Source organism: Brevibacillus choshinensis (assembly GCF_016811915.1).
In the GTDB taxonomy this organism is placed as follows: Bacteria; Bacillota; Bacilli; order Brevibacillales; family Brevibacillaceae; genus Brevibacillus; species Brevibacillus choshinensis_A.
Window position 1 is genome coordinate 5118231 of the sequence record NZ_CP069127.1, and the last position, 16017, is coordinate 5134247.

Genomic DNA, 16017 nt, shown 5'->3' on the forward strand with positions numbered 1-16017 from the left:
GTATTAGTTTATCCCTGCTGCCTTCTCCACGCGAAGCTCGCCTTTTTCTACGAGATCCTGCAAATAAGCATTCGCCTCCCCGAGGAGAATCCACTTTTGAAACGTGACAAGGTCGATCGTTTGCCGAGAGCCCGTTGTGACCAGGATATTCTCCGGTTGGGAAGGGATGCCTTTTTTGCTCATTTGCCTTGGATGGCCCCCCCAAGCTCACGTATAGAAGCGCAGCGTTTCATTCGGAAAATACCGATTATTCAGGGTCTTCTTCCCCCGACGAATCCTCTCCCTTTTGTAGGCCTCATTCTCTTTGCATACAACGGAACTTTCTTGCACGTCAGTCATTTTTCCTGCTAGCAGACGTAAAATTTTAAAACACCGTTTTACATAGACGCTACTCTGTAGGAAAGCGATATCGCGATTTTTTCTGGGCAAAAAAAGAGGATGCCCACCCTTTCTCGGGAGCATCCTCTTATCGCTCTAAAACATCCGATAACCTTTTTTTCGCAAAGTCTGAATCGTCCAGCCACTGGCTACGGTACCTGCCATTCCGCAGCCCAGGATCAGCGCGTCCCAAATTCCTGGCACAATCTGTTGATAGACCAAGGCACCGACCAGTACACCTACGGCAATGACGACAGGCAGCCAGGTCGTTTTCAAAATCATGTTTAAAATGAATCCGATGCCGAATCCCAGCACGGTAAAAAGAACGATGGATACCACGAATTGAAGCAAGCTCATCGACGTACGCCCTCCTGCCTGACTCTTACACAGGCTATTTTCGTCTTTTAGTGTAGCCTAAATGAGCGGGAGAGGTCAACGGCAGAACAAGCAATACCGTTCGGATCCAAATTCTTATCTGCAAAAAAAGCCGGCGCGCATTTACGCAACCGGCTTTTGCCTGCTTCATCAGTATTTTTTTGAGGCTGAGACAGGTTCCTGCTGATGATGGGTGCCAGAGCCTTCACAGTTTGGACAGTTCTCCGTTCCGCCCAGGAGCAGTTGGAAATACCCTTGTCCTTCGCAGTACGGGCATTGTTCTTGTTTTGATCTCATGGTGAGCTCCCCTTTCCTATCTTACATGCGCCGGAAATAATTGCATGTATTTTCTGATAATTTTGATGTGTCTTACTTTATCAGAAAAGGCCTCTTTTGCACAATTCAGCATTTGTCTGAAAAAACAGAAAAAACCGCGATGTAAGCGGAAACATCACGGTTTAGCTACTTCTTTCGCACGATTACTTAAAGATCTTATAGGAGGTGTAATGGAAGACAGGATCGATCGCGTACGTTTGGCCTGACATGCCTCGTCCCCGCTCCGCATAGCCTGGCAGAATGATCTTGAGGTAGGTCGAGGACAACGGGTCGGTGAAAAGATCCCGGATGGGCATAAACCGTGTCTCCGCGATTTCACCTTCTTGGGGCCGAGGCTCGCCGCTCACGTAATCCATCCAAAAGACGACCATATTGTCGCTGATCGATTCACGGATGACGCCGGAGCGTATCCCCGCTACCTGCCGCACCTCGGCCACTACTCCCGTCTCCTCCAGCACTTCCCGCACTGCCGCCTCGTCCACCGTCTCTCCCTCCTGCACAAAGCCCGCAGGAAACGACCATTGTCCTTTCAAGCCGCTGTATGCTTTTTTGACCACGAGCGCCTCTTCCCCGCGAACGACGATCCCGCAGGCACCCAGCCATACTTTTCCTTCTCGCACGCTATCGCTTCCCTTCTTGTCCGATGCTGTGCTTTGAGTATACCACCAAATCAATTATCCCTGGCGCAGAACAAACCCACCGGCGCATCACCGGTGGGTGGCATCATCACTCGTCATCGTCATCCAAAAGCCCGTTATCGATCATATAGCGGAGATTTTCCCGATCCCTTTCCCGTCCCTTTTCCTTGAGACGGTCGATGGCTGGCAGGATCAAAATATCCACTTCACGCTGGACGTGCCCGGCTAGGTCGTGGCGCCCCTGTTCTTCCAGATAGGCGCCCACTTCCATCAACGCATTGTAGCGGTCCATTTCCTCTCGGGTCATCAGCCCTCTGACTTGAATACTCGCATGTCTCATCGCTTACAGCTTCACTTTCTTCAGGGCGAGTCCGACACCGCCGATTTTGTACAGGTAGCGCAGATCGCTTGCCTTTTTCATCATGGCCGCTGTGCTGCCAAACAGCTTTTTGGATCCCACCTGACCGATGCCCTCCCCTTTTCCGAGGGAGGCGAGCGTGCCTTGGAGGTGTGGTGTAAACTTATGGGTGAGATCTCCGCGAACCAAGGCCACCAGGTTTTCGCCCAGTGTCTCGCCTTCTTGTACGGCGATCTGTGCTGTCGGCGGGTACGGACGGCCTTCCACATTGAAGATCAAGGCGCAATCTCCGACGACAAAAACGTTCTCATATCCTGGGGCCCGCAAGTATTCATCGACCTTGACGCGGCCTCGCATGACTTCAAAGCCGGCTTTCTCCACGATGCTGTTGCCGCGCACTCCCGCTGCCCAGACGACGGTTTTGGACTTGATTTCTTCTCCGTTTGCCAAGAAGACGCCATCCGGTGTGCACTGCTTGATCGGAGTGGCGATCTTAAACTCGATGCCTTTCTTTTCGAGGACCTCCATCGCGTAATTGACCAGCTCGGGATCAAAGCCCGGCAGAGCAGAGGGAGCCGCCTCGATGCAATATACTTTGACCTGACTCGGATCCACGTCGTATTCCTCGCACAGCTCAGGCAGACGGTCGCCAAGCTCGCCGCAGAACTCGATACCGGTAAAGCCTGCCCCTCCGACCACGAAGGTCACGTAATCCTGGCGGTCTGGCTCCTGTTTGTATTTGGAGAACATGTATTGGATGTGCTCGCGGATGTTGCGAACGGCGTTGATGCTGCGAATGCTGAACGCATGCTCCTTGAGCCCCTCGATGCCAAAGGTCTCCGGCTCGCTGCCCAGGCCGATGACCAGGTAATCATAGGAGAGCACCTCTCCGCTCTCCAGGGTGACGGTCTGCTCCTCTGGCTGGATGGACAGCACGGTTCCTTTCACAAAGTTGATTTTATCCTTGTCAATGATCCTGTCCAGATCTACGCGTGCATGGTCAGCAGAAGCTGTCCCCGCTGCAGGTTCGTGGAGCCAGGTTGTGATGTAGTGATAATTGTGCTTGTTGACCAGCGTCACTTCTGCTTCGTTGTAATTCAGCTTTTTCTGCAGCTGCAAGGTGGTCAGCAGGCCTCCATAGCCCGCGCCGAGAATGAGGATTTTGGGTGTGCTCATGGTATCCCTTCCATTCATCCGAAGTATTTTTAAACGAAGTTTGTGCGAAATTTCACGTGGTCTGCTGCTAGAAAACTTGGCTGCGCCAAGTCTTTGGCGGAGCACTTCGTCGCATAAAAGATGCCCCAAGCCCGGATGCGTCTCGTCTCGGAATGATTGACCTGTCATGTGGGAAATTCCAACCTGTGAAAAAATGCACAAAGCTAGGTGAAAATGTGTCAATTTCTTTACAGTCACTCTCATATTATCCAGCGCCGATCTGATTTGCAAGGGTTTTTTACCCAATGGGCCGAATTTTCTCTGCTTTTTTTCAATTGGAAGTTTACGGTATAATGATGGATGAGTTCGGTTCAGATCATATCGGAGGTGCTTGGGATTGAATTTTCTGCGAAATGACGAGCGAATCTACGACATCACGATCATTGGAGGCGGACCAACCGGCTTGTTCACCGCATTTTACGGTGGCATGCGTCAGGCAAGTGTAAAGATTATTGAGAGTATGCCCCAGCTAGGCGGGCAATTGTCTGCTCTTTATCCGGAAAAGTACATATATGATGTGGCCGGATTTCCCAAGGTATTGGCTCAAGATCTGATCAATAATCTGAAAGATCAGATTTCTCGTTTCCAGCAAACGGTTTGCCTCGAGGAAAAGGTGGAAAACGTCGTGAAGAAACCTGACGACGTGTTTGAAATCACCACGGACAAAGGCACTCACTTTTCCAAAGCCGTGATCATTACGGCAGGTGTAGGTGCATTTGAACCTCGCAGGCTGGAACATCCAGATGCAGTCAAATTCGAAAAATCCAATCTGCACTATTTTGTCACCGACCTCAACTCCTTCAAGGGCCAGCGTGTTGCCGTCATCGGCGGTGGTGATTCCGCTCTCGATTGGTCCCTGATGCTCGAACCGATCGCAAAAGAAGTCCACCTCATCCATCGCCGAGATAAATTCCGTGCCCACGAGCACAGCGTCGAAATGCTGATGTCTTCCAACGTCAAGGTGACGACTCCTTACGAGGTCTCGGCTCTGCACGGAAAAGAAAAAATCGAACGCCTCACCCTCTCCCATTGCACCACCAAAGAGGAAATGGATCTTGAAGTCGATGCCGTGATCGTGAATTTTGGCTTTATCTCTTCGCTCGGTCCCATCAAAAACTGGGGGCTGGAGCTGGAAAAAGGCTCGATTGTGGTAAACACCAAGATGGAATCGAACATCCCGGGTATTTTCGCAGCAGGCGACATTGCGACGTACCCTGGCAAGGTGAAGCTGATCGCTGTCGGATTTGGCGAAGCCCCTACCGCCGTGAACAATGCCGTAGGTTACTTCAACCCGGACGCAAAGCTGCAGCCTGGGCATTCTTCCAGTATGGATAACTTTAAGTCTTAACGATTGTCGGTAAAAGAAAAGAAGCGCGGAGCATCTCCGCGCTTCTTTTCTTTTGCCAATGGCCTGCTAAACCGTTACAGCTGCTCAGGAAAAAGGAGAAATAAGCGGAAGGAGCGTTTTCTCCTTTTTCCGCCCTGCCGCCGCAGTTACGGAATGCTCACACCAACCTGCATACTCCCTCTCCATCCGGCGCACAGTAACACCAAAACGTCTCTTCGAGGAGGATCTCATGGACCATCTTTGTCCGGTTTGCAATGGATTGACTTCTCTGGAACAGGCCTGCGCTCACTGCAAAAATCGCTTGGAGGACGCGGGACGGCTGTATGATAGGTACGGGAGCTACAGTCCTTACCGCGAGATTGATGACGCCAAAATGGATAACGGCTATCCGGATCGTCAGCAGCACCAGTGCTTGCATACGGGGTGGTGTGCACAATGCGGCTTGGAACAAACCGTTATCGTCCAGGAGTGGACGCCAGATATGCTGGACGCACAAAAGGACGCGTTTCGATAACACGTCCTTTTCAACCTGATTATTTTTTCTTCTCGGCGAGCTTCTTGGACAGGCGCTCGTTTTTTGCCTTCATTTGCTCCAGGAGCTTCGGAAGCACGGCCTTGATTTTGGCAGCATCCTCTGAAGCGATAGCGGCGTCGAACTCTTCATGCGTCTGCTTGAACTGCTCCATTTTCGCCTTTCTGTCTTCTTTTTCCCCTGTCTGATCCTGATTGCCGCGATTTTTTTCCTTCCACTCCTTGTACTGCTGTTCCATCTGCTCGTTGGTGATGGCGCCGCTCTTCACTTGCTCTCTCAGCTGGGCCCTCATTTGGCTTTTTTCTTCACTGACCGTTTCCCGCGCAGCACGCAGCTGCTCCATCAATTTTTCCCGTTCCTTGAGTACTGCTTGCCACTCGCCCACCTGATTGGGGGTGTACTTTTCAGCCAGAAGGGTCATGTACATCCGTTGGTGTGCACCCATGTGCATGCCATAGCGCATCTTCATTTTGCCGTTGCCGTGGTCACCATGACTGTGCATGACCGAGCTTCGTGCTGTGACCTCGTCACCCGCGGCTTGCACCCCTCCCGGAATCGCGAGGCCCATCACCAAGGCGGTGGCCATCATCCCTTTTTTCCAATGCTTCATGCTGTTCACTCCTTTTCCTGTTTGCACTCTGTCCTCTAAAAGTGTGTCCACTGAATGTGGCACGATTGTTGAAGAAATGTGGAAAAATGTGTAAAACCAAACATGCTTAAAGTGGTCGCAACTCGTTTCGATCCAGCCCAAGCGTCTTCAGCACGCCCATTTGTTCCAAGTCCTGCTTTGTTTTCGAAGTCCCGTGCTGATAGATGAACTGGTAAATGGCTCGCAAGTTGTCGTCGTATTCATCGTTATCCCGGTCGGGCATGTCAGACCACAGCGTGTGTCCGTGCATCCACATCATGAAGTCTCCATGCACGCAGTTATTGAGCAAATCACGCAGCATCCCTACTTCGACGTCTGTCGCTTCCACCTCAAAATCGTACGTGGAAGAGCCTTTTTCATCACGGATCTCCGCGACCGTCGTTCCACTCTGCAACGTGATGTAGTAACGATTTTTATCCAGGACCACCATCTCCTTCACTTAGAACTCGGCCCTGCCGGTAGCGGAGCCTTGGGAGGCTTTTATAGCTTGCTCCAAAAGAGGCAAATTATGTATTTCGATTGATCTGCCTTCCACGATTCGCTATGCTATACGAAAAAGCAGCGATTCCAATAAGCGGGGGATAGGCAGTGACTGAAATCAAAAATACCTTTGTGCAAGTGGCGCAGGATTGTCCGGTAACCGTCGGAGTCATCCCTCCAACCAAGCCAGATGCCAAGCCATCGATCCACGCAATTCAGTACGAACTGTTGTCGGCGTCGCCCTACTTCTTCACTCTGGAAGATCTCATCTATGAAGTGTACATCCGCCACAAAGACATTCCTCGGGAGCAGGTAGAGCTACAGGGAGCCACCATCCGGGCTGCGCTTTTTCAAAAAAGCCATCCGTGCATGCGCGCATCCATGCTGCCGAAAAAATTTGGCTGGGGCGTACACTACGATCATGAAGGAAGACTCGCGCTATACGGCATGGAGACAGAGGAGTACCGCAAGCTGGCTTCGGGAGCGGGTGATGGGCCACAGCTGGTTTTCGCGATGCGGAACAAAAAAGCAAAATAAACAAAGCGTGGCACGTATGAACCTATCTCCTCGTTCATGCATCCACGCTTTTTCTTTTGGCTCGGACCTACTTGTTTTCTTTCCTCAAATTGTGCCCCGTATTTTCCCCCGTATTGGGAGGCGTACTGCGGGAGCCCGCGGAAGCTTCTGTCGGGCGCTTGTTCTTGTTGTTATGCTTTGCCATCTCAAAATCACCTCCTGCGTCTTCGGATCATACCCCTGTAGTATGTCCTGCTGCAGAATGGAAAAACACCTTGACCCGCTAGGCAAGCCAAAGTGTTTGGTAGGGCGTGCTATTCTTTTGCAAAGCTGAATTCGCCTTTATTTCACAACGAGTTTGGCAACCATTTTGCCATGGTCCGGTCCGCAGATCACGTTGCAGAAAATGTTGTATTCGCCAGCTTTATCGATCTTCAACGTTTTGCTGCCTTCTTTTTGGAGCTCGAAATCGGTGCCTTCGATGCCAATGCCGTGGAAGCCTTCAGCAGACTTGAAATTGACGGTGAACTCTTCCCCTGCTTTTACTTCAAATGTATCTTGATTGAACTTCCAATTGCTCGCCTCAATATTGATTGCCGTACCTGTCGCCGCAGCCGGAGCCTGGGCTGTTTGGCCACCGCTTGCTGCCTGATCCTTGCTCTCGCCCCCACATGCTGTGAGCAGCATCGCAGAAAAAGCAACAGCTGAAACTAGCAATCCCCACTTCTTCGTCATTGTGACCCCTTCTTTCTTCTTGTTCTACACTTCCATTTTACTGAAAGATTGTCGTCCAAAATCTGGGGGTCTGTGACCGAATCGTGACTGAACGGTGACGAATTGGCTAACAAATATATCCATCCCCTGGCCCGCTTTTATTCCTCGCTGGTCAGTTGAATTTGGTAGATTTTCTTGGGCCTTCCACGCAGTTTTTCCTGCTTCTTGTACAGGATCCGGGCGACGCCTTTTTCTTCGAGCTGATTCAGCATGCGATTGGCGCTGCGAACGGTAATGCCCAGATGGTAGGCCAGCTCCTCGGCGGTGAGCTCATTGCGTTCTGTCTTGGCGAGCACGGCCATGATCTTCTGGAGCTGCAGCGTGGAAAGATCGGTCTCTTCACTTTTGCGCTGCACGAATTCATTGACCTGATTGCGATAGGACAAGCAGCTTTCTTCCCCCAGCGGCCCGATAATCTGGTCGCTGTCCGTTATGACAAAGGTCCCCATCGACTTGCTGGAAACGGACATGTTGTTCGCGGACTGGGCATTGATTCGCGCCTTGTACATGCTGTTGCCTACCCCCCACCCGATGTGGACGGGAAACGGGAGCGTTTTTTCCAAATAGGTCAGCAGCAGGCATTGTGTGAGATTGTCCGTCAATGTCTTCAGGTCTTTAAACGAACTGATGATCTCAAAGCTGTTATTCGACTTCTGGATCAGAAACGGCACCTTCTGCTCTGTGCTGAACTCCAAGAGCGATTTGTGCAGCAGCATTTGGCGCAGCTCCCACTCATTCAGGCTTTCCCTCGCTGTGTCTACACTTCCCATCGTGACGTGCCCGATGGCGATTCGGCTCTCCGCCAGCTTGATGGCTGCCAGTTCACTGATGATGTGCTCAAACTGCTGGACGACCGAATCGGGAGAAGGGAACAGGTACAGGTGCGGGATCCCCTGATCAGCCAGATCCTGAACGATATTGCTCATCCTCGTCATGGATAGATCGATTTTGCCCGCCTGCCAAAGTTCAATGTGCTCGCCAAGCACTTCTTCATGGATCTTGTCGGTGATGCGGAACGGGGAAAGCGTATGGGGCATGGAATCTGCCGGGATGACGTCCTTGATCCCAAAGAAGCTGTTATGTTCAGAGAGGAAATCGATATAGACACGGGAAAAATCGAGATCCCGATGATGGATGCTGAGCTGAAACAGTTTTTTGTAAAACTCCTGCTCGCTGATCTGAAACGTGTACGTAGGCACCGAGAAGCTGCCCCATTGATCATTCAGGTAAAAGTAAGCCAGCTCAGTCAACACAAAGCCGTCAACGAGCTGCTCGTTTTGCCGATACAGCTCCGGCGTTTCGTGCAATCGATGGTACGGCAGCAGCACGACCTCACAGTGATCCGCGACTCGTGTCGGCACCGTAGTCAATTCTTTGAGAGAGTGCTGGGCGATGATGGCACCCAAACGGATCATAAACGGTCCCTCCTTTCACTCACTAGCCTATTATAGGAGATTCGTACCCCTTTGAAAATATTTATAAAAGACTTGCAATACTGAAAACAATGCTTTAAATTGTTTTTAGAAAACGTCTTAAATATGTCCAAAAATAACATTTACAGGTGGTGATCATTTTTTCCTGTGCGCTGTGCCCTCGTCTTTTCGCTTTTGGCAAGAACCATTGAAAACGCTACCAAGGGGGATCTCGATGAACACGAACGTCACACCTGCTGCAAACGGCAAACACAAATACCTGATTCTGGGGCTGCTCTGTCTGGGATGGATTATCAACTACTTCGACAAAGTAGCCATCAACGTCGCCGTCATTCCCATCTCTCAAGAGTTTGGACTTTCCGAAACACAGGTCGGGCTCATACTCAGCAGCTTTTTCCTCAGCTATGCCATCATGCAGCCAATCGGGGGAAGCCTGGCTGACAAGTTCGGCTCACGCAAAGTCATCCTTTTTTCCGTCATCGGCTGGTCGCTGTTTACCATCCTTACCGGTGCCGCTTGGTCGTTCCTCTCCCTGATCATCATTCGCTTCTTGTTCGGGATCGGAGAAGGCAGCTATCCTTCCGCGAGCTCTGTAGCCGTGGCAGAAAGCTTTCCACAGCATGAGCGTGCCAGGGCCAAATCCATCCTTACTTCCGCTACGACGATCGGGGCCGTTCTCGCCACACTGGTCGCGGCCAGCTTGTCCAAGCATTTTGGCTGGCAAGCCATGTTTATCGTACTCGGGGTGCTCGGATTGTTTCTGGCCCTGCTTTACGCCAAGTTTTTGCATCCGGCCGGTGCCCAGGCAGCAAAGGCGAAAAACACGGTGGATAAGCTCCCGCTGAAAGAACTGCTGAAGATCTCCATGCTATGGAAGCTGATGGCCATCTATTTCGGCATTTCAATGGTGAACTGGGGCATGATGTCTTGGATGCCTTCGTACATGGTCAAAGTACGACACCTCGACATGGTTTCCATGGGGGCCCTTGCTTCCATCCCTGCGATTTTGTCTTTCTTTACGGTTCTGGGTACGGGTTGGATGCTGGACAAAAAAATGGTCGGACGGGAGAAATATTTGATTTCTGTCGGTTCTCTCATTGGCATCCTATCGCTTTATCTGTTGTCAAAAGCTCCTTCCGTTGCACTGGTCGTCACCTATCAAGCTTTCGCAAGCATTGGCCTTGGAGCAGCGGTCACTACCACGCTGACCATGCCGCTCAAGTACATATCTCCTTCATCGGTTGGCGCGGCTTCCGGTCTCATTTATCTAGGCGGACAAATTGCCGGGGTCATCGCGCCGACCGCCATGGGCTTTATGATTCAACAGTTCAACGGCTCCTATGATGCAGCTTTCTGGTTGTTGATCATCGCGACAGCGATTCCACTCTTTGTTGGGATCACACTGCGAACAGGCGCTTTGAACAGGCAAGAACCACCACAGGCTGCGGCATCCAGCAGCTGATCTTGGCTGGAGATTCGCAACGCAAGCAAACTATCTGAAACAGCGAGGTGTTTACCATGGTTAATCGCAACAGAATTGCAGAAATCATCGAACAAAAAAGAGAGCTCCTGACACATGTGAGCGATCGTATCTGGGACTTTGCCGAAACACGCTTTGAGGAGTTTCGCTCCGCCGAACTGCTCTGCCAAATACTCGAACAGGAAGGCTTTGCGGTCGAGAAGGATCTCGCGGGTATCCCGACAGCCTTTGTCGGAAGCTACGGCAGCGGCGGACCCGTCGTCGCGATCCTAGGAGAATTCGACGCCCTCTCCGGTCTGAGCCAAGAGCGCGGCAATCCCGTTCATCAGCCCATTCAAGCGGGTGGCAACGGCCACGGCTGCGGGCACAACCTGCTGGGGACTGGATCTTTGGCGGCAGCTATTGCCATTCGCCATTATATGGAGGAAAACCAGATTTCAGGCACTGTCCGCTACTACGGCTGCCCTGCTGAAGAAGGCGGCTCAGGAAAGGCCTATATGGCTCGAGAGGGTCTTTTCGACGACGTGGACTTCGCGATCTGCTGGCACCCGCAAAACTTCAATGCCATCATGTCGATCAGCAGCCTCGCGAATTATCAGGTGTACTTCAAGTTCAAAGGGAAAGCGGCCCATGCGGCTGCGGCTCCTCATCTCGGACGCAGTGCGCTGGATGCCGTCGAGCTCATGAATGTCGGCGTCAACTACTTGCGTGAGCACGTCATACCGGAAGCGCGCATGCACTATGCCATAACCAATACAGGCGGGTTCTCGCCAAATGTCGTGCAGGCAGAAGCGGATGTCCTGTATCTGATCCGCGCTCCGAAAACGCAGCAGGTAGAAGAGATCTATCAACGCGTCTGCAAAATCGCGCAAGGCGCTGCCATGATGACCGAAACCGAAGTCGAGATCATTTTCGATAAGGCCTGCTCCAACCTCATCCCGAACCAAGCATTGGAACGCGTCATGTACGAAAACTTCCGCGAGCTCGGTGTCCCCGTGTTCGATGACGCGGAAAAAGAGTTTGCTCGCCAGATTCGTACGACGATCCCGGATGCGGACAAAAACAGTGAGCTGCAAATGCTCGCCAAGCTAAAAGGCGCGGGTGCGGGAGAGCTCCTGAAGCAGCTCGAAAAACAAGAGCTGTCGGACTTCCTCCTGCCTCACATGCAAACCCCTCGTCTGATGTCTGGCTCCACCGATGTCGGGGATGTGAGCTGGATCACACCGACGGTTCAATGCTCGACGACGTGCTTTGCGATGGGCACGCAGCTGCACTCCTGGCAGGCCGTCTCCCAGGGTGGAATGTCGATCGGCCAGAAAGGCATGCTCCACGCCGGCAAAGTCATGGCTGCGACCGCCATCGATGCCCTGCTGCGTCCTGACGTGATCGAAGAAGCCAAAGCAGAGCTGAGAGAGCGATTGGATGGACAATCCTACGTCTGCCCGATCCCGGCTGAGATCAAGCCGGCAGCTCGTCGATAGACTCTAACACATGAAAGGGCCGCCACTCTGGCAGCCCTTTCATCGTAATGATCGCGATCACCGTCCATTCACACTGCTTGCCACTACTTTGTCGATGGCTGTCATCAAGCGGGCCATCCCCGCTTCTATCACTTCAGGCGCTGCATGCGTATAGTTGAGCCGCAGTGTATTTCGCTCGGGCTGACCTACAAAGAACGAAGCGCCAGGCACAAAGGCTACCCCCTCTTGCAATGCCGCTTCCAACAGCTCAGATGCATCGATGGTTCCTTTCATGGACACCCAAAGGAACATGCCGCCTTGTGGCTCTGCCCATTCGAAAAGATTCTGCCCCTCCCTGGACAAATGTCTCTGCATCACTTGCAGGCGATGCTTGTATTGCTCCCTGAGTCTTTCCACATGCTGGCGAATGGGGAAATCCTGCAGGAAATAGTACAGGGCACGCTGATCGATCGAACTGGTATGGAGGTCCGTTGATTGCTTTGATAATGCGCTCATACGGATGACCTCCTTTGGCCCCGTCAACCAACCGATGCGAACGCCGGGAGCGACTGTTTTGGAAAAGGTGCTGGTGTAGATCACATGGGCACCGTCTGCTTCCATCCCCGCCAGCGGAACAGGCTGCTCGTCTGTAAATCGCAGATCGGAGTACGGGTCGTCCTCTACGACGATGACGTTGTGCTTCGCCGCCAGCTGTAGCAGTGCCTCCCGTCTTTCCTTGCTCCATACCTTGCCCTCTGGGTTGGAGAAGGTTGGAACGACGTAAATGAACTTGGGAGAATGGGTAATGATCTTTTCCTCCAGATCCTCAGGAATCATCCCGTGATGATCACTTTGGACTGCAATCATATTGGCTTCATATAACTGGAATGCCTGCAGCGCCGCCAAATAAGACGGGTTTTCTACCAGCACCGTGTCACCAGCAGAGAGAAACACCTTTGCGAGCAAGTCAATGGCCTGCTGCGATCCTGTCGTCACCAAAATATTTTCCAGCGACGCTGGGATGGCTCTCTCCCTCAGCCTTTCTTGAATGAGCGTTCGCAGCTCGACGTCCCCCTCTGTCGGCCCGTATTGAAGATATTTCCCCCCGGAACGAAAGACCTTCTGATAAGCCAGCTCCAATTCCTGTACGGGAAACAAAGCTTCATCAGGTAGCCCCCCGGCAAAGGAGATGATGTTCCCCGATTGAATGACTTTGAGCAAATCTCGTACGGCTGATGAGGTGATGCCAGACACACGCTTCGTAAATGGATATTGCATGAAATCCACTCCTTGCCCTACTCGTATTTGTAGAGTAAGCATACGAAGCGGTCAGTATAACAGTAAACGTCCCGTTATAACAGTTTTCGTAAAATTTAAAAAATAGTACCCTTTCGCATCTCCTTGCGTTACACTACATGTAATTATTTCAAGCTAAGAGAGCCATTCGGACAAACAAGGAGGATTGTGATGCATATCGATTTAAACAGACACTCCGGCATAACACTCACAGAACAGATCAGAACAGCAGTGGCAGATCGTATCCAATCCGGCCTGCTTCAGGAAGGGGAGAAGCTCCCCTCTGTACGAAATCTTTCCAAGCTTTTGGATGTGAGCTTAATGACCGTCTTTCACGCTTATGAACTGTTGGAGCAGGAAGGACTAATCGACCGGATACAGGGAAAGGGCTCTTTTATTCTTGGAAAATCTACGAGATTCAAGAATCGGCCGAATCAAAAGGAAGCGGAAAAACCGTCCATGGACTGGCAGAACACCGTAGCTGACTATTTGCCCCGCGCCCAATATTGGCGAATGATGCAGAGTCCGCTAGTAGATGTCGCGAAACTATCCATGGCCGCACTCCATTCATCTCTAATCCCTACCGAATGGATTACCAAGCAGTTTTTTCTGCATGCGCAGCTGGACCACTCGCTCTTGACCGAATATGGTCCCGTCCAAGGAGACAGCAAGCTGCGCGATGCCGTACTTCCTTACTTTCGTGAAAAGAACATCGTCGCTGGACCAAATGAAATCATGATTCTCAATGGATCCCAGCAAGGCATCGATCTCGTTGCCTCCACCTTTGTGGGACCTGGTGATGTGGTTGTCCTCGAGGAGCCAGCCTATCCATGCACGATCGACGTACTGCGAAGGCGTGGCGCCACCATTTTTACCATCCCAATCGACGAAGAAGGCATGCAGGTAGATCATTTGGCTGCCTTATGCGATACCCGCCCACCCAAACTGATCTACACCAATCCGACGTTTCAGAATCCTACCGGCACAGTGATGAGCGCCAGGCGTCGAGCGCAATTGCTGGAGCTTGCCCAGAGCTACAACGCGATCATTCTCGAGGATGATGCGACCAGTGATCTTTATTTTGGCTCAGCTCCCCCTCCCCCTGCCATCAAAAGCATGGATCGTCACGGGCATGTCATCTATCTGAAAGGCATTAGCAAATTCATTTCCCCCGGCTGCCGCATAGGGTTCTTGATAGCAGACGGAACGTTCATGACACGCCTCGTCAGCTCCAAGGGGATTAGCGACCTCGGATCGCCGCTGATCACGCAGAAAGCCATTCTTCCCTTCTTTACGTCGAATCAGCTGCAAAAGCATCTTCCTGTTTTACGAGAAAAACTGAAGGAACGGCGAAACTTGGTTCTGCAGATTTTGAATCGAATGGCTCCGAAAGGCGTGCGCTGGACCAAGCCTGACGGCGGGTTAAATATTTGGATGACGCTGCCTCATGCCATGAATGCGGATGATCTTCACACCTTTGCCTTACAGGAAGGGATCTCCTTTTTGCCCGGCCATGTCTGTTTCCCAGCGCAGCAGCAGTACCACCATCTTCGCCTTTCCTTTTCCTACCTGGATATTCATACGCTCGAGAGCTCGCTGATCACGCTTTGTCGTTTGCTGCAAGGCTTCACTCAATCAGACCGCCATTCCGAGCGCATCATGCATATCTGATGGATCAAAAACAAAAGCGCAGATGCATGCTCTGCGCTTTTGGATATGTCCGTTGACTGCTTAGGCTGTCCTCTGCGCCACGCATCTCTTCCCGCTCATAATTCCCTGGTACAAAGTAGATTCCTCGTTTCGCTCTCACCCTTGCGATTTCATCCATCACATAAGCCAGCTGACCGCTGTTTTGCGCCAAATCTCCGGTCACAAAAACCATGTCCGGCCTCCAGCGGTTCAGGAGGCGATGCAAGGAACCGTTTAGAAAACGGATGCGCCCATGCAGATCCGTGATGTGGATCAAGGTCAGCGAAGGCAGGTCTTTCACCGTCAAATGCACCCGTGTGGTCTGCGCATACAGCGTTTGAACGACTACATAGATCGCTCCTGCCGCCAAGGACAAGAGGATGGCGAGATAGGAACCACACATTTTTTGGAAACACTCTCCCTTCAATTTGCGTCCTATGAATGATGGGAGTGATACTCATGCTGATACGTTCCAAATATCCATACCTCGTCCTATTCGTGTTTTCCTTGCTCTGGACCTCTTTTTTCTCCGCTTCTCCTGCCCAAGCCTGCAGCTGTGCCTCTCCTCCCGATCCCTTGACTGCCCGCGACCGCTCCAACGCTGTGTTTACAGGCACGGTACTTGCCGTCAACGAAGTGACCGACTGGAGCGAATTTATGCCCTTTACGAAGCCCATTCACAAGCAGGTCGAGGTCATTTTGGAAGTTCAATCGATCTGGAAAGGGATCACCGCCTCTCAGGTCCGAGTCATTACGGAGTCGGACAGTGCCAGCTGCGGAATTGATTTTCAGCCTGGGAGAAGCTATCTTGTCTACGCTACCTTCCATGAGGGCAGCGAGCTGTACACGCATCTGTGCACCCGAACAGCTGAGGTGGCAAACGCAGGGGAAGATCTGCACGCTCTGGGGCAAGGCACCCCTCCAGGCGAAAAGACTGATCTCCTTTCGCGCCAGCTGCTGGTTTCGTACGGTTTACCTGCTGCAATCGCAGTCGTCGCGCTGGCGGCAATTATCTTTATGTACCGCAAAAAGCGAGGACTCTCCTAAAACGAGTCCTCGC

The 16017-nt window shown here is 51.8% G+C and carries 19 protein-coding genes; 7 read left to right on the forward strand and 12 right to left on the reverse strand.

Features of this window, described 5'->3' with window-relative positions:
* Positions 1–3: 3 nt before the first annotated feature.
* The 6 genes from JNE38_RS25615 to JNE38_RS25640 form a co-directional block, all read right to left on the reverse strand.
* A complete protein-coding gene (locus JNE38_RS25615; protein ID WP_203353886.1) occupies positions 4–183 on the reverse strand; it encodes a hypothetical protein in 180 nt (59 codons plus the stop codon).
* A gap of 291 nt (positions 184–474) precedes the next feature.
* Positions 475–735: a YuiB family protein gene (locus tag JNE38_RS25620; protein WP_203353887.1), complete on the reverse strand. Its 261-nt coding sequence runs from the start codon at positions 733–735 to the stop codon at positions 475–477.
* A 168-nt stretch (positions 736–903) separates the two neighbouring features.
* Positions 904–1050 (reverse strand): YuiA family protein, encoded by a 147-nt coding sequence (locus JNE38_RS25625; protein WP_203353888.1) that lies wholly within the window; start codon positions 1048–1050, stop codon positions 904–906.
* 182 nt (positions 1051–1232) lie between these two features.
* Positions 1233–1709 carry an NUDIX domain-containing protein gene (locus JNE38_RS25630; RefSeq protein ID WP_203353889.1) on the reverse strand — a complete coding sequence of 159 codons (477 nt, stop codon included), beginning with the start codon at positions 1707–1709 and terminating at the stop codon, positions 1233–1235.
* Between the two features lie 106 nt (positions 1710–1815).
* The gene (locus JNE38_RS25635; RefSeq protein ID WP_203353890.1) at positions 1816–2067 is read right to left on the reverse strand and encodes a hypothetical protein; all 252 of its coding nucleotides are present in this window, start codon (positions 2065–2067) and stop codon (positions 1816–1818) included.
* Between the two features lie 3 nt (positions 2068–2070).
* Positions 2071–3261: an NAD(P)/FAD-dependent oxidoreductase gene (locus tag JNE38_RS25640; RefSeq protein ID WP_203353891.1), complete on the reverse strand. Its 1191-nt coding sequence runs from the start codon at positions 3259–3261 to the stop codon at positions 2071–2073.
* A gap of 376 nt (positions 3262–3637) precedes the next feature.
* On the opposite strand from JNE38_RS25640, the gene JNE38_RS25645 reads away from it, so the two are divergent.
* Both JNE38_RS25645 and JNE38_RS25650 read left to right on the forward strand, forming a co-directional pair.
* The gene (locus JNE38_RS25645) at positions 3638–4648 is read left to right on the forward strand and encodes an NAD(P)/FAD-dependent oxidoreductase (protein ID WP_203353892.1); all 1011 of its coding nucleotides are present in this window, start codon (positions 3638–3640) and stop codon (positions 4646–4648) included.
* Between the two features lie 229 nt (positions 4649–4877).
* Entirely contained in the window at positions 4878–5162 is a 285-nt protein-coding gene (locus JNE38_RS25650; protein WP_203353893.1) for a hypothetical protein, read from the forward strand.
* A 19-nt stretch (positions 5163–5181) separates the two neighbouring features.
* Here JNE38_RS25650 and JNE38_RS25655 read toward each other — a convergent pair whose 3' ends face one another.
* Together JNE38_RS25655 and JNE38_RS25660 are read right to left on the reverse strand one after the other, a co-directional pair.
* Positions 5182–5790: a hypothetical protein gene (locus JNE38_RS25655; protein ID WP_203353894.1), complete on the reverse strand. Its 609-nt coding sequence runs from the start codon at positions 5788–5790 to the stop codon at positions 5182–5184.
* A gap of 106 nt (positions 5791–5896) precedes the next feature.
* Complete coding sequence (locus JNE38_RS25660; RefSeq protein WP_238933756.1) at positions 5897–6259, reverse strand: hypothetical protein; 363 nt, start codon at positions 6257–6259, stop codon at positions 5897–5899.
* Between the two features lie 158 nt (positions 6260–6417).
* On the opposite strand from JNE38_RS25660, the gene JNE38_RS25665 reads away from it, so the two are divergent.
* The gene (locus JNE38_RS25665) at positions 6418–6846 is read left to right on the forward strand and encodes a DUF6157 family protein (protein WP_203353895.1); all 429 of its coding nucleotides are present in this window, start codon (positions 6418–6420) and stop codon (positions 6844–6846) included.
* A gap of 321 nt (positions 6847–7167) precedes the next feature.
* Here JNE38_RS25665 and JNE38_RS25670 read toward each other — a convergent pair whose 3' ends face one another.
* Together JNE38_RS25670 and JNE38_RS25675 are read right to left on the reverse strand one after the other, a co-directional pair.
* Positions 7168–7560, reverse strand: a complete 393-nt coding sequence (locus JNE38_RS25670) for a cupredoxin domain-containing protein (protein ID WP_203353896.1) — start codon at positions 7558–7560, stop codon at positions 7168–7170.
* 137 nt (positions 7561–7697) lie between these two features.
* The gene (locus JNE38_RS25675; RefSeq protein ID WP_203353897.1) at positions 7698–9014 is read right to left on the reverse strand and encodes a helix-turn-helix domain-containing protein; all 1317 of its coding nucleotides are present in this window, start codon (positions 9012–9014) and stop codon (positions 7698–7700) included.
* A 232-nt stretch (positions 9015–9246) separates the two neighbouring features.
* Here JNE38_RS25675 and JNE38_RS25680 point away from each other — a divergent pair, with 232 nt between their 5' ends.
* Both JNE38_RS25680 and JNE38_RS25685 read left to right on the forward strand, forming a co-directional pair.
* A complete protein-coding gene (locus JNE38_RS25680; RefSeq protein WP_203353898.1) occupies positions 9247–10494 on the forward strand; it encodes an MFS transporter in 1248 nt (415 codons plus the stop codon).
* A gap of 56 nt (positions 10495–10550) precedes the next feature.
* Positions 10551–11993 (forward strand): M20 family metallopeptidase, encoded by a 1443-nt coding sequence (locus tag JNE38_RS25685; protein ID WP_203353899.1) that lies wholly within the window; start codon positions 10551–10553, stop codon positions 11991–11993.
* Between the two features lie 57 nt (positions 11994–12050).
* On the opposite strand, the gene JNE38_RS25690 is transcribed toward JNE38_RS25685, so the two are convergent.
* On the reverse strand, positions 12051–13250 hold the full coding sequence (locus tag JNE38_RS25690; protein WP_203353900.1) for an aminotransferase-like domain-containing protein: 1200 nt from the start codon (positions 13248–13250) through the stop codon (positions 12051–12053).
* Positions 13251–13439: 189 nt separating this feature from the next.
* Between JNE38_RS25690 and JNE38_RS25695 the strand changes: the two genes are divergently transcribed.
* Positions 13440–14939 (forward strand): MocR-like pyridoxine biosynthesis transcription factor PdxR, encoded by a 1500-nt coding sequence (locus JNE38_RS25695; RefSeq protein ID WP_203353901.1) that lies wholly within the window; start codon positions 13440–13442, stop codon positions 14937–14939.
* 4 nt (positions 14940–14943) lie between these two features.
* Here JNE38_RS25695 and JNE38_RS25700 read toward each other — a convergent pair whose 3' ends face one another.
* Positions 14944–15360: a metallophosphoesterase gene (locus tag JNE38_RS25700; protein ID WP_203353902.1), complete on the reverse strand. Its 417-nt coding sequence runs from the start codon at positions 15358–15360 to the stop codon at positions 14944–14946.
* Positions 15361–15416: 56 nt separating this feature from the next.
* Here JNE38_RS25700 and JNE38_RS25705 point away from each other — a divergent pair, with 56 nt between their 5' ends.
* Positions 15417–16004, forward strand: a complete 588-nt coding sequence (locus JNE38_RS25705) for a hypothetical protein (RefSeq protein ID WP_203353903.1) — start codon at positions 15417–15419, stop codon at positions 16002–16004.
* Positions 16005–16017 lie beyond the last annotated feature (13 nt).

What these genes read in the sequence shown, in the direction of transcription:
- JNE38_RS25685 (WP_203353899.1), top strand. Translation starts at nt 10,551, where the DNA reads ATGGTTAATCGCAACAGAATTGCAGAAATCATCGAACAAAAAAGAGAG.
- JNE38_RS25670 (WP_203353896.1), bottom strand. Translation starts at nt 7,560, where the DNA reads ATGACGAAGAAGTGGGGATTGCTAGTTTCAGCTGTTGCTTTTTCTGCG.
- JNE38_RS25680 (WP_203353898.1), top strand. Translation starts at nt 9,247, where the DNA reads ATGAACACGAACGTCACACCTGCTGCAAACGGCAAACACAAATACCTG.
- JNE38_RS25695 (WP_203353901.1), top strand. Translation starts at nt 13,440, where the DNA reads ATGCATATCGATTTAAACAGACACTCCGGCATAACACTCACAGAACAG.
- JNE38_RS25690 (WP_203353900.1), bottom strand. Translation starts at nt 13,250, where the DNA reads ATGCAATATCCATTTACGAAGCGTGTGTCTGGCATCACCTCATCAGCC.
- JNE38_RS25655 (WP_203353894.1), bottom strand. Translation starts at nt 5,790, where the DNA reads ATGAAGCATTGGAAAAAAGGGATGATGGCCACCGCCTTGGTGATGGGC.
- JNE38_RS25625 (WP_203353888.1), bottom strand. Translation starts at nt 1,050, where the DNA reads ATGAGATCAAAACAAGAACAATGCCCGTACTGCGAAGGACAAGGGTAT.
- JNE38_RS25650 (WP_203353893.1), top strand. Translation starts at nt 4,878, where the DNA reads ATGGACCATCTTTGTCCGGTTTGCAATGGATTGACTTCTCTGGAACAG.
- JNE38_RS25635 (WP_203353890.1), bottom strand. Translation starts at nt 2,067, where the DNA reads ATGAGACATGCGAGTATTCAAGTCAGAGGGCTGATGACCCGAGAGGAA.
- JNE38_RS25640 (WP_203353891.1), bottom strand. Translation starts at nt 3,261, where the DNA reads ATGAGCACACCCAAAATCCTCATTCTCGGCGCGGGCTATGGAGGCCTG.
- JNE38_RS25675 (WP_203353897.1), bottom strand. Translation starts at nt 9,014, where the DNA reads ATGATCCGTTTGGGTGCCATCATCGCCCAGCACTCTCTCAAAGAATTG.
- JNE38_RS25700 (WP_203353902.1), bottom strand. Translation starts at nt 15,360, where the DNA reads ATGTGTGGTTCCTATCTCGCCATCCTCTTGTCCTTGGCGGCAGGAGCG.
- JNE38_RS25705 (WP_203353903.1), top strand. Translation starts at nt 15,417, where the DNA reads ATGCTGATACGTTCCAAATATCCATACCTCGTCCTATTCGTGTTTTCC.
- JNE38_RS25620 (WP_203353887.1), bottom strand. Translation starts at nt 735, where the DNA reads ATGAGCTTGCTTCAATTCGTGGTATCCATCGTTCTTTTTACCGTGCTG.
- JNE38_RS25660 (WP_238933756.1), bottom strand. Translation starts at nt 6,259, where the DNA reads ATGGTGGTCCTGGATAAAAATCGTTACTACATCACGTTGCAGAGTGGA.
- JNE38_RS25615 (WP_203353886.1), bottom strand. Translation starts at nt 183, where the DNA reads ATGAGCAAAAAAGGCATCCCTTCCCAACCGGAGAATATCCTGGTCACA.